The organism is Pseudonocardia hispaniensis (assembly GCF_042658695.1).
GTDB classification, from domain to species: domain Bacteria; phylum Actinomycetota; class Actinomycetes; order Mycobacteriales; family Pseudonocardiaceae; genus Pseudonocardia; species Pseudonocardia hispaniensis.
In genome coordinates this window covers 124230-135459 of sequence record NZ_JBHSQW010000039.1, presented here as the reverse complement: position 1 = coordinate 135459, position 11230 = coordinate 124230, and the positions used below count along the sequence as shown (strand labels likewise).

At 71.9% G+C, this 11230-nt stretch carries 13 protein-coding genes; 10 read left to right on the top strand and 3 right to left on the bottom strand.

The genetic code is table 11. From position 1 onward, the window contains the following. The 4 genes from ACFQE5_RS19710 to ACFQE5_RS19695 all read left to right on the top strand — a co-directional run. Positions 1-224, top strand: a 224-nt coding sequence (locus tag ACFQE5_RS19710; protein WP_449301282.1) for a hypothetical protein, incomplete at its 5' end; no start/stop codon positions are given. Then, positions 221-1477, top strand: coding sequence for a phosphoserine phosphatase SerB (serB, locus tag ACFQE5_RS19705; protein WP_379587091.1), 1257 nt, complete (start codon positions 221-223; stop codon positions 1475-1477). The genes ACFQE5_RS19710 and serB, both read left to right, overlap by 4 nt. Positions 1478-1533: 56 nt before the next feature. Further along, the gene (locus tag ACFQE5_RS19700; protein WP_379587189.1) at positions 1534-2151 is read left to right on the top strand and encodes a peptidyl-tRNA hydrolase; all 618 of its coding nucleotides are present in this window, start codon (positions 1534-1536) and stop codon (positions 2149-2151) included. A 25-nt stretch (positions 2152-2176) separates the two neighbouring features. Then, entirely contained in the window at positions 2177-3406 is a 1230-nt protein-coding gene (locus ACFQE5_RS19695; protein ID WP_379587089.1) for a kynureninase, read from the top strand. 6 nt (positions 3407-3412) lie between these two features. Here the strand turns inward: ACFQE5_RS19695 and ACFQE5_RS19690 are convergent, their stop codons facing one another. After that, positions 3413-5446 carry an ATP-dependent DNA helicase gene (locus tag ACFQE5_RS19690; protein WP_379587087.1) on the bottom strand — a complete coding sequence of 678 codons (2034 nt, stop codon included), beginning with the start codon at positions 5444-5446 and terminating at the stop codon, positions 3413-3415. A gap of 147 nt (positions 5447-5593) precedes the next feature. On the opposite strand from ACFQE5_RS19690, the gene ACFQE5_RS19685 reads away from it, so the two are divergent. Further along, positions 5594-6484: an acyl-CoA thioesterase gene (locus tag ACFQE5_RS19685; RefSeq protein WP_379587086.1), complete on the top strand. Its 891-nt coding sequence runs from the start codon at positions 5594-5596 to the stop codon at positions 6482-6484. Positions 6485-6521: 37 nt separating this feature from the next. Here ACFQE5_RS19685 and ACFQE5_RS19680 read toward each other — a convergent pair whose 3' ends face one another. Continuing rightward, positions 6522-7073, bottom strand: a complete 552-nt coding sequence (locus ACFQE5_RS19680) for an isochorismatase family protein (protein ID WP_379587084.1) — start codon at positions 7071-7073, stop codon at positions 6522-6524. Continuing rightward, a complete protein-coding gene (locus ACFQE5_RS19675) occupies positions 7061-8371 on the bottom strand; it encodes a nicotinate phosphoribosyltransferase (protein ID WP_379587083.1) in 1311 nt (436 codons plus the stop codon). The genes ACFQE5_RS19680 and ACFQE5_RS19675 overlap by 13 nt, the downstream gene beginning before the upstream one ends. Positions 8372-8427: 56 nt before the next feature. Here ACFQE5_RS19675 and clpS point away from each other — a divergent pair, with 56 nt between their 5' ends. The 5 genes from clpS (at position 8428) to ACFQE5_RS19650 (ending at position 11155) form a co-directional block, all read left to right on the top strand. After that, positions 8428-8724, top strand: coding sequence for an ATP-dependent Clp protease adapter ClpS (gene clpS, locus ACFQE5_RS19670; RefSeq protein WP_379587082.1), 297 nt, complete (start codon positions 8428-8430; stop codon positions 8722-8724). Between the two features lie 2 nt (positions 8725-8726). Beyond that, positions 8727-9278, top strand: a complete 552-nt coding sequence (locus tag ACFQE5_RS19665) for a DUF2017 domain-containing protein (protein WP_379587081.1) — start codon at positions 8727-8729, stop codon at positions 9276-9278. 66 nt (positions 9279-9344) lie between these two features. Next, on the top strand, positions 9345-9803 hold the full coding sequence (locus tag ACFQE5_RS19660) for a Mov34/MPN/PAD-1 family protein (RefSeq protein WP_379587080.1): 459 nt from the start codon (positions 9345-9347) through the stop codon (positions 9801-9803). Between the two features lie 46 nt (positions 9804-9849). Beyond that, complete coding sequence (locus ACFQE5_RS19655; RefSeq protein WP_379587079.1) at positions 9850-10125, top strand: MoaD/ThiS family protein; 276 nt, start codon at positions 9850-9852, stop codon at positions 10123-10125. A 79-nt stretch (positions 10126-10204) separates the two neighbouring features. Continuing rightward, entirely contained in the window at positions 10205-11155 is a 951-nt protein-coding gene (locus tag ACFQE5_RS19650; protein WP_379587078.1) for a PLP-dependent cysteine synthase family protein, read from the top strand. The last annotated feature ends 75 nt before the right edge of the window (positions 11156-11230 follow it).

Below are 11230 nucleotides of genomic sequence, written 5' to 3'. Positions count from 1 at the left end.
CCGCCGCCGCGGCACAACTTCACCGAGCTGCCCCGCATCCGCTCCGAACGCCCCGCGTTCGAGCTGCACTACCCGCACCTGGTCGAACGGCTTCGCGCGGAGGCACATTCGGGTCACGCCTCCCCGGAGCTCACGGCATCCACTGTGAACGGGAAGGCGCAGTCGAGCAACGACTCGAAGTCTCGATGAACCGAACGATGTTCCGGGTGGTCCGGCCGAGGTGAACGGACCAGCGTCCGCAAAGGACCGGGCGACCGTGCTGATCACGGTCACCGGTCCGGATCGGCCCGGCGTGAGCTCGGTGCTGTTCACCGCGCTCACCCGGTACGGCGTCGACGTGCTGGACGTGGAACAGGTCGTGATCCGCGGTCAGCTCACCCTCGGCACCCTGGTGGTCGCGTACCACGACGCCGAGGGCCTGCAGGAGTCCGTCGAGCAGGCGATGCACAGCATCGGCATGCAGGTCCACACCTCCCTGCACCATGACGACGACCCCTCGTCGCGGCGGTCCGCAACACATGTGGTGCTCATCCTCGGGCGCCCGATCACGGCGCGCGCGTTCGGTGCGGTGGCCAGGGAGCTCGCCGCGGTGGGCGCGAACATCGACTCCATCCGCCGGGTGGCCGACTATCCGGTCACCGGGCTCGAACTGACCATCTCCCCGGATCCCACGGATCGGACCGAGCACCCGCACGGGACGCTGCGCGCCCGGCTGGTGGAGGTCGCCCGCAGCGCCGGGGTGGACGTCGCGGTGGAACGCGCGGGGCTCGCCCGGCGCAACAAGCGCCTCATCGTCTTCGACGTCGACTCCACGCTGGTGCAGGGTGAGGTCATCGAGATGCTCGCCGCCCGGGCGGGGCCCGAGGCGGAGGCCGAGGTCCGCGCGGTCACCGAGGCCGCGATGCGTGGGGAGCTGGACTTCGGCGCGTCGCTGCGCCGCCGGGTCGCCGTCCTCGAGGGCCTGCCGGCGACGGTGCTCGACGAGGTGGGCGCCGAGCTGGAGCTCACCCCGGGGGCCCGCACCACCATCCGCACCCTCAAACGGCTCGGGTACCGCTGCGGGGTGGTCTCCGGCGGGTTCGGCCGGGTGATCGGCCCGCTGACCGACGAGCTGCGCCTGGACTTCTGCGCGGCCAACGAGCTCGAGATCGTCAACGGGCGGTTGACCGGACGGGTCGTCGGGGAGATCGTCGATCGGGCGGGCAAGGCGGTGGCGTTGCGTCGCTTCGCAGACTCGTTCGGGATGACACTCGAGCAGTGCGTCGCCGTCGGCGACGGGGCCAACGACATCGACATGCTCTCCGCGGCCGGGCTGGGCATCGCGTTCAACGCCAAGCCCGCGCTGCGCGAGGTCGCCGACACCGCGCTGTCCCAGCCGTATCTCGACGTGGTGCTGTTCGTCCTGGGCATCACCCGCGACGAGGTGGAACGCGCCGATGCCGCCGAGGGAGTGCTGCGGCGGGTGCCGATCCCGTGACGGTCCTGGCGTCGCTCGCGTGTCGCCCGACCGGCGATGACGGGGTCGTGCGGGCGATGCCGATGGTGCTGCGCATCGAGCGCGACCCCCCGCGTCGCACGCCGCTGTTGGAGGCCGCCGCCGCGTCCGCGCTCGCCGTCTGCCTCGATCCGCGCGCCCAGCCGAACGGACCCTGGCATGACGCCGTCGCGGACTGGGTCGGCGGGCGGATCCGCAAGATCGCCCGCCGGGCCCGCGGCACCCACTGGGCGGCCGTGCAGGACCTTCCCGGGGTGACCGTGGAGGTGGCCGGCGCGCAGGTTCGCGCCCTCGTCCCCGGCCCGGTCGACGACGTGCCCAAGACGGTCTCGCGGCTGCAGATCGGCGGCACCGACCTGCCGGCCGACGAACCCGGACCACCTCCGCCCGGTTCCCCGGTGCTCTGGCTGAACCCGGCCGTCACGATGACCCTCGGAAAGGCGGCGGCGCAGGTCGGGCACGCCTCGATGCTGTACGCGGCCGCGTCCGGACTGACCACGGTGCCGCCGTTCGCGGTGCGTACGGCGACCCGGCCGCGCTGGGCGGACCTGTGCGCCGCGGTCGACCGTGGCGAGGCGGTGGCGGTGCGAGACGCGGGCTTCACCGAGGTCGATCCGGGGACCCTCACCTGCGTCGCGGTGCCCGAAGGCCCGTGACGCACTCGGCGAGCTGGGAGGCGATGTGACGGCACTCGACAGTCTGGCCGCGGCCGCGAAGCACCTCGACGCGACCGATCCGCTCGCGCGATTCCGTGACCGTTTCCTCGCCGCCCCGGATGTCGTGTCCTACCTCGACGGCAACTCGCTCGGCAGGCCCCCGCGCGGCACGGACGCGGCCGTGGCCGAGTTCATCCGGCAGGACTGGGGCGAGCGGCTGATCCGGGGCTGGACGGACAGCTGGCTCGACTGGCCGCGCACCCTCGGCGACCGGATCGGGCAGCTCGCCCTCGGCGCGGCGGCGGGGCAGGTCGTGGTGGCGGACTCCACGACGGTCCTGCTCTACAAGCTGGCCAGGGCCGCGCTCGCCGCGCGTCCCGGCCGCCGGGAGATCGTGCTGGACACCGACAACTTCCCCACCGACCGGTACGTGCTGGAGGGCATCGCCGCCGAGCTCGGGCTGAGGCTGCGCTGGGTGCGCACCGATCCGGCGGCCGGTATCACGGCCGAGCAGGTCGCCGGGGCCGTCGGCCCCGACACCGCGCTGCTCGTGTTCAGCCACGCGGCCTACCGCTCCGGGTACGTCGCCGACGCCCAGGCCATCACCCGCCTCGCCCACGAGGCCGGCGCGCTGATCCTGTGGGACCTCTGCCATTCCGCCGGGGTCCTGCCGGTGCTGCTGGACGACTGGGGCGTGGACCTCGCGGTCGGCTGCACCTACAAGTACCTCAACGGCGGTCCGGGCTCGCCCGCCTTCGCCTATGTCAACTCCCGGCACCACGGCGCGCTGCGCCAGCCGATCCAGGGCTGGCTCGGCCGCGCCGAACCGTTCGAGATGGGCCCCGGCTACGTGCCCGCGGCCGGGATCCAACGGTTCGTCAGCGGAACCCCGCCGATCCTGGGCATGGTGCCGCTGCGCGGCGCCCTGGACCTGCTGGCCGAGGCCGGATTGCCGGCCGTCCGTGCCAAGTCGTTGCGGCTCACCGGCTTCGTGCTGGACTTCGCCGACGCCCAGCTGAGCGACCACGGCGTGACCGTGGCGTCGCCGCGCGAGCCAGACCGCCGCGGCGGGCACATCACGTTGTGCCGCAACGACTTCCGGGAGATCGCCGATCGACTCTGGGCGCGGGGCGTCATTCCCGACTTCCGCGCCCCCGACGGAATCCGGGTCGGGCTCGCCCCGCTGTCCACCAGCTTCACCGAGGTTCTCGCCGGGCTGACCGCGTTGCGCGACCTGGTGGGCGAATCGGTGTGACGCCGTTCAGGCGCCGCGGAGCCTGCGCAGTGCGCCGTGCACCTTCCGCGGATCGTCGGTCGTCCAGAACGGGGGCAGCGACGCGCGCAGGAACCCGCCGTAGCGGGCGGTGACCAGGCGCGGGTCGAGGATCGCGACCACGCCGCGATCCGCCATCCCGCGCAGCAGCCGTCCGGCGCCCTGGGCGAGCAGCAGCGCCGCATGCGTGGCGGAGACGGTGAGGAAGCCGTTGCCGCCCCGGGCGTCCGTGGCGCGCTGGCGGGCCGCGACGAGTGGATCGTCCGGGCGGGGGAACGGGATCCGGTCGATGATCACGCACGACAGCGACGGACCGGGGACGTCGACGCCCTGCCACAGTGACAGCGTCCCGAACAGCGAGGTCTCCGGGTCCTCGGCGAACTGCCTGACCAGCAGCATCGTCGAGTCGTCTCCCTGGCACAGCAGCGGTGTGCCGAGCCGGTCGCGCAGCGCCTCGGCGGCCTGTCTGGCCGCCCGCATCGAGGAGAACAGCCCGAGCGTGCGCCCACCCGCGGCGTCGACCAGCCCGGCGATCTCGTCGAGATACGCGGGCGCGAGGCCGTCGCGACCGGGCGGCGGCAGGTGCCGCGCCAGATAGAGGATCCCGCTGCGGGCGTGGGAGAACGGCGACCCGACGTCCAGCCCACGCCAGCTCGGCTCCTGCGGGTCCGGGACCGGGTCCCCCGCCGCCTCGGCGACCGCCTTCGACGGCGGCAGACCCCACTGGCGGGCCAGTGCGTCGAACGTTCCGCCCAGCGCCAGCGTCGCCGAGGTGAGGATGACCGTGCGTGGCCCGAACAGCCGTTCGCGCAACAGCCCGCCCACCCACAGCGGCGCCGCGCGCAGCACCTTCGTCCGAGCCCCTTCCGGGCCCTGCTCGCCGAGCCAGACCACGTCGCGGCGCTGGGCCGGGTCGGGTTCGTCAAAGGCCCCCAGGACGCGTACGGCCACGTCGGAGACCTCGTCGAGCAGCGCCTGCGCGATCTTGCGGCCGCCGGCGCCCTCGGGGTCCTCGCGGCGCTCGCCGCCGAGCCCCTGCCGGCAGGCGGCGGCGGCGTCGCGGATCACCGACAGAGCGCCCGCCGCGGCCGTCGGCAACGTCTCCCAGCGCGTGGCGGGGAGGTCCTCCAACACGAGTGCGAGGCCCTCGCTCGCCTCGACGAGCCGGTCGACGACCACCTGGTCGACCAGCTTGGCGCAGCGCCGGGCCGCCGCGGCGACGGCACCCGCGGTCAGTTCCGCGGTCGCCACACCGGTGACCCGGTCGACCAGCTCGTGCGCCTCGTCGACCACGACCACGTCATGCTCCGGCAGCACCGGCCGGTCCTCGAGAGCGTCGATGGCCAACAGCGCGTGGTTGGTGACGACGATGTCGGCGCGGCCGGCTGCGGCGCGGGCCCGCTCGGCGAAGCAGTCCTCACCGATCGGGCAGCGCGACACCCCCAGGCATTCGCGGGCACTCACCGACACCTGCCGCCACGCGGTGTCGGGCACCCCGGGTACCAGCTCGTCCCGATCGCCGGTCTCGGTGTCGGACGCCCATTCGTGCAGTCGTTTGATGTGGCGCCCCAGCGCGGAGATCGCGAACGGGTCGAACAGCTCCTCGGCGGGGTCGACCATCGACTCGTCGCCGTGCAGCGTGTGCAGGCACAGGTAGTTGCGTCGGCCCTTGAGGATCGCGAACGTCGGCGACCGGCCGAGCAGCGGCCGCAGCGCCTCGGCCAGCCGCGGCAGATCCCGGTCGACCAGCTGGCGTTGCAACGCGATCGTCGCGGTCGACACCACGACGGTGCTGTCGTTGGCGACCGCATGCCGGATCGAGGGCACCAGATAGGCCAGCGACTTTCCGGTGCCCGTCCCGGCCTGGACCGCGAGGTGCTCACCGCTGGCGATCGCCGCGCGCACGGCCGCGGCCATCGTGTCCTGGCCCTCCCGGCGGGTACCGCCGACCGCCCCGACGGCGGCCTCGAGCAGCTCCGCCACGCCGGGGATCTCGTGGGTGGACGGCGGCGCGGCGGGCACCCACGGAGGCTACCGGGCGGGGCCGGCGCCCCGCGGTCGATCCGGTCGCATCCGTTGGTGGGTAGCCACTCTCACACGTGACGCACGCCCGGAAGGGGGAAGTGCCTCGCCGATGCGCCAATCATGGAGGGGATCAAAGGAGCTCGCATGCCTAGGGTTGCACTCGCCCGGACCGATCCGTCCCGCTTCCGGATCTCCCAGTACCCCGTGCTGTTCGATCGGCAACCGCGCTACCACGATCTCGACCCGAGCAGGCGAATCGGTCGCGGGGCGCTGATCCGCTGGTTCGAGGACGCCAGGGTCGCGGTGGAACACCAGGCCGGCGTCGACTTCGGAGCCCGGTCCGCAGGGGTGCGACGGCTGCTCGCCTCGGTCCGGCTCGACGTGCGGGCGCCGCTGCGCTGGATGCGGTCCTACCGTGTCGGCATCGGGGTGAGCCGGATCGGCACGTCCTCGTTCGACTACTCCTACGGCGTGTTCACCGACGACGGATGCGTCGCGGTCGGCGAGTCGGTGAGCGTGCACGTCACCGACGCCGGACCGAGCCCCTTGCCGCCCGCCGTGCGCCAGCGGCTGCAGGAGCTGACCGTGCCTGCGATCCGGGTGGGACGCGTCGAGCAGGACCCGGCCCGGCTGGTGCGCGAGGCCTATCCGTTCCGGCTCGACGTCCGCACCCGGTTCACCGACCTGGACACCAACCGGCACGCCAACAACGTCGCGCTGGCCGGCTGGTACCTGGACGCGCTGGCCGAGTTGCACCTCGACGTGCTCGGCTACCCGCTCGGTGGTCCGCTGGACGGGCTTTCGCCCAGCTCGTTGTCGGTGCAGTACCTGGCCGAGGTGGTGTATCCGGCGGTCTACGAGCTGCGCGTCGGCGTGATCGACGTCGATGAGACCTCGGTGCGCTACGGCTGCGGGCTGTTTCTCGGCCCGCGCTGCGTCGGGCTGGCCGATGCCGTCGGTGCGCACGCGGCCGCCGCCGACGGGAACCGGATCGAGCTGGCCAGCGCGCTCCAGAAGTACCGAATGCGCAGGTGAGCGAGGCCCGTGAGTGCGTAACAGTGTTCTAACACTGTTACGCACTCACGGTGACCCCGGAGGTGCGGAGCTGGTCGAGGGCCCGCGCGGCGGTCTCCGGAGCAACGGCCGCGCAGTAGTCCACCAGCACGGTCGTCGCGAACCCCGCGGCGGCGGCGTCCAGTGCGGTGGCCCGGACGCAGTGGTCGGTGGCGATACCGACGACGTCGACGGCCTCGACGTCGTGGTCGCGTAGCCAGTCGGCCAGCGAACGGCCACCGGGCTCGACGCCCTCGAACCCGGAGTAGGCGGCCGAGTACGAGCCCTTGTCGAACACCGCCTCGATCGGTGCCACGTCCAGCGCCGGATGGAACGAGGCGCCGGGAGTGCCCGCGCGGCAGTGCGGCGGCCAACGATCGACATAGTCGGGGTGGTCGCTGAAATGCGCACCCGGATCCCGATGGTGGTCGCGGGTCGCCACGACGTGGTCGTACCCCGCACCACGGACATACTCCGAGATCCGCGCGGCCACCGCCGCGCCCCCGGCGACCGCGAGCGAGCCGCCCTCGCAGAAGTCGTTCTGCACGTCGACGATGATCAAGGTGCGCATGTTTCACGTCCGATGAAGGTGGTGGGAATTGCCGGTTCGCCGTGCGAGAGCTTGAGTCCCTCCCAGGGGACGGAGACCAGCGCGGCGCGCAGCCGGTCGCGGCCCTGCTCGAGTGTGGGCAGGCCGTCCACCGGTTCGCCACCGCGCACCAGCGGCACCGGAAGGACCCGGTCGTCGGGCCCGCTCGGCGGTGGCGTCGCGTGCGGGTACACGATCTCCTCGAGCGCGGTGCCGGTCGGCTTGTGGCGGCGCAGTGCCGCCTTCCGCCCGCCCCGGGACTCCTTCGCGGCGCTGCGTTTGGCGACCGGCCTGCCGTCCACCTCGACCAGCTTGTAGACCATGCCCGCGGTCGGCGCGCCGGAACCGGTGACCACCGAGGTGCCGACGCCGTAGAAGTCGACCGGTTCGGCGCGCAGCGCGGCGATGGCGTACTCGTCGAGATCACCGGAGACCACGATCCGGGTGTTGAGCGCGCCCAGCGCGTCGAGCTGCTCCCGGGCCTGCTGCGCCATCACACCCAGATCGCCGGAGTCGATGCGGATGGAGCCGAGCTCGGTACCGGCGACGGCGATGGCGTTCTCGATGCCGCGCCGGATGTCGTAGGTGTCGATCAGCAGCGTCGTGTTCGACCCGAGCGCGGCGACCTGACTGCGGAAGGCGGCGCATTCGTCGTCGTGGAGCAGCACGAACGCGTGAGCCGCGGTCCCGGCGGTCGGGATGCCGTACCGGCGACCCGCCTCCAGATTGGAGGTGGCCTCGAAGCCCGCGAGGTAGGCCGCACGCGCCGCAGCGACCGCCGATGCCTCGTGGGTGCGGCGCGAGCCCATCTCGATCAGTGGCCTGCTGCCGGCCGCGGTGACCATCCGGGCGGCCGCCGAGGCGACGGCGCTGTCGTGGTTGAGCACCGACAGGACGAGGGTCTCGAGCATCACCGTGTCGGCGAACGTGCCGGTCACCGTGAGGATGGGCGAGCCGGGGAAGTAGAGCTCCCCCTCGGGATAGCCGTCGACGTCGCCGCGAAAGCGGTAGGCCGACAGCCAGTCCAGGGTCGCTGCGTCGACCACGCCGGTGAGCTGGTCGAGCTCCGCCGCCGCGAAGCGGAAGTCGGCCAGCGCCTCGAGCAGCCTGCCGATCCCGGCGACGACGCCGTACCGGCGCCCGTTGGGCAACCTGCGGGCGAAGACCTCGAAGACGCACCGCCGCTGCGCCGTCCCGTCCGCCAGGGCGGCCGCCACCATGGTCAGCTCGTAACGATCGGTGAGCAGGGCGGTGCTGGTCGACCCCGGGACGGCGCTCATGGGAGATCAGCCTATGTGCCGTGCACCCCGGCGACCGCAGGTGTCACCATGGAGCTATGACCGCGCCACTGCCGTCCACCACCGAACAGGTAGATCCGGTCATCGACGAGTCCGGTACTGCCGAAACGCCGTGGCAGGCCATCGTCTGGAACGACCCGGTCAACCTGATGTCCTACGTGACCTACGTGCTGCAGAGGCTGTTCGGCTACCCCGAGCCCAAGGCGACGGCGCTGATGCTCGACGTGCATCACAAGGGCAAGGCGGCCGTGTCGTCCGGGGACCGCGAGAAGATCGAGACCGACGTGGCGAAACTGCACGCTGCCGGTCTCTGGGCCACCATGCAGCGCGCCTGAGCATGAACGGTTGGAAGCGTTCGGGACGCGGCGGGAAGGCCCGGCTGGTGGCCACGCTCGAGGTCCAGGAGGCCACGGTGCTGCGCGGGCTCATCGGCGAGGTACGCCAGATGCTGGCCGCTCGCACCGCGGAGCACCCGACCGACGAGCTCGGCGAGCTCACCGGAATGCGCACCGGTCCGTCGACGGAGCCCGACGACCGGGTGCTCGCCAGGCTGCTGCCCGATTTCTCCCGGGAGGACGCCAACCTCGCCGCCGCGCTGCGCTCCCTGCACGAGCCGGCGCTGATCGAGGCCAAGGACGCCGCGGCCACGGTCGTGCTGGAGACGCTGCCGGAGCGCGGCGGCCGGGTCGAGCTCACGGGCGAGCAGGCCGACGCCTGGCTCGCGGCGCTCAACGACGTGCGGCTGGCCCTCGGGACCGCGCTGGACGTCAGCGAGGACATGCCCGAGGACCTGCCGCCCGACGACCCGCGCTCGGCCCATTTCGGGGTGTACCAGTGGCTGACGTTCGTTCAGGACGCCCTGGTGCAGACGCGGATGCAGCTTCGGTGAGCACGGGGGTGTGAGTCCGACCGGCGCCGTTCGCGGTTTGCCGGGGCGTGCCCGTACCCTGAAGGGGTGTTGGTGATCCGAGCAGATCTCGTCGACGAGATCGTCGCCCATGCCCGCCGGGAACATCCGGATGAGGCCTGTGGCGTCATCGCCGGGCCCGAGGGAACTGATCGCCCCGAGCGGTTCATCCCGATGCTCAACGCGGCACGCTCACCGACGTTCTACGAGTTCGACTCCGGCGACCTGCTGCGGCTCTACAAGGACATGGACGCGCGGGGCGAGGTACCGGTGGTGATCTACCACTCGCACACCGCCACCGAGGCATTCCCGTCGCGAACCGACATCTCCTACGCCTCCGAGCCGGATGCCCACTACGTGGTCGTGTCGACCCGCGAGGAGGACAGCACCGAGTTCCGGTCCTTCCGGATCGTCGATGGCGTGGTCACCGAGGAACAGGTTGAGGTCGTGGAGACTTATATGTTCGCGCATACCGGCGCGGACGACGTCCCCGACAGGACCGCCTGACGGCCCGTCCACGCTATCCGCCGAACGACCGACCAGGAGCATCTGTATGGCCACCGTGTCCATTCCCACCATCCTGCGCACCCACACCGGGGGCGAGAAGACCGTCGAGGCCGCCGGCGGCACCGTCGCCGAACTGATCGACGATCTGGAGTCGCGGCACAGCGGCCTCAAGGCCCGTCTCGTCACCGACGGCTCGTTGCACCGGTTCGTCAACATCTATGTCGATGACGAGGACGTCCGCTTCGCCGGCGGGCTCGAGGCTCCGGTCAAGGACAACTCGACCGTCACGATCCTGCCCGCGGTCGCCGGCGGGATGCGCTGACGCGGTGCGTGAGTGGTAGCCGGACCGGGTAGCCGGTCCGTGCTGCCGTCCACGCACCGGCCTATGCCGAGGAGATGCCATGGCCCGGTACGACTCGTTGCTGCAGGCGGTGGGCGACACCCCGTTGGTGGGGCTGCCGTCGCTGTCGCCCGCGCCGCACGTGCGGCTGTGGGCCAAGCTCGAGGACCGCAACCCGACCGGATCGATCAAGGACCGGCCCGCGCTGGCCATGATCGAGAAGGCCGAGGCCGACGGTCTGCTCACACCCGGCTGCACGGTGCTGGAGCCGACCTCGGGCAACACCGGGATCTCGCTGGCGATGGCCGCGAAGCTCAAGGGTTACAAGCTGGTCTGCGTGATGCCGGAGAACACCTCCGAGGAGCGCAGGCAGCTGCTTCGCATGTACGGCGCGGAAATCATCTCCTCGCCCGCGGCGGGCGGCTCCAACCAAGCCGTCGCGCTGGCCAAGGAGATCGCGGCGCAGCACCCGGACTGGGTGATGCTCTACCAGTACGGCAACCCGGCGAACGCCGACGCGCACTACCGCACGACCGGCCCGGAGATCCTGCGTGACCTGCCGACGGTGACGCATTTCGTCGCCGGTCTCGGAACCACCGGCACCCTCGTCGGGACCGGGCGTTACCTGCGTGAACACAAGCCCGATGTGCAGGTCATCGCGGCCGAGCCGCGATATGGCGACCTGGTGTACGGGCTGCGCAACCTCGACGAGGGCTTCGTTCCCGAGCTGTACGACCCCGAGGTCCTCACCGGGCGCTACTCGGTCGGCAGCTTCGACGCACTGCGCCGCACCCGGGAGCTGGTGGAGAAGGAGGGCATCTTCGCCGGCATCTCGACCGGCGGCATCCTGCATGCGGCGCTGGCCGTCGCGGAGAAGGCCGCGGGCGCGGGCGAGCACGCCGATATCGTCCTGGTGGTCTGTGACGGTGGGTGGAAGTACCTGTCCACCGGCGCGTACTCCGGGGACCTGGAGGAGGCCGCGAAGGGCCTCGAGGGTCAGCTCTGGGCCTGAAGCGTTCGCACGGTTCGCGCCCTTTCCGGCCCTTCGCACCACGCAGCCAGCACCGTCCCCGGCCGACCCGGTGGC

What these genes read in the sequence shown, in the direction of transcription:
- ACFQE5_RS19655 (WP_379587079.1), top strand. Translation starts at nt 9,850, where the DNA reads ATGGCCACCGTGTCCATTCCCACCATCCTGCGCACCCACACCGGGGGC.
- ACFQE5_RS19685 (WP_379587086.1), top strand. Translation starts at nt 5,594, where the DNA reads ATGCCTAGGGTTGCACTCGCCCGGACCGATCCGTCCCGCTTCCGGATC.
- ACFQE5_RS19650 (WP_379587078.1), top strand. Translation starts at nt 10,205, where the DNA reads ATGGCCCGGTACGACTCGTTGCTGCAGGCGGTGGGCGACACCCCGTTG.
- ACFQE5_RS19675 (WP_379587083.1), bottom strand. Translation starts at nt 8,371, where the DNA reads ATGAGCGCCGTCCCGGGGTCGACCAGCACCGCCCTGCTCACCGATCGT.
- ACFQE5_RS19700 (WP_379587189.1), top strand. Translation starts at nt 1,534, where the DNA reads ATGCCGATGGTGCTGCGCATCGAGCGCGACCCCCCGCGTCGCACGCCG.
- clpS (WP_379587082.1), top strand. Translation starts at nt 8,428, where the DNA reads ATGACCGCGCCACTGCCGTCCACCACCGAACAGGTAGATCCGGTCATC.
- ACFQE5_RS19680 (WP_379587084.1), bottom strand. Translation starts at nt 7,073, where the DNA reads ATGCGCACCTTGATCATCGTCGACGTGCAGAACGACTTCTGCGAGGGC.
- ACFQE5_RS19665 (WP_379587081.1), top strand. Translation starts at nt 8,727, where the DNA reads ATGAACGGTTGGAAGCGTTCGGGACGCGGCGGGAAGGCCCGGCTGGTG.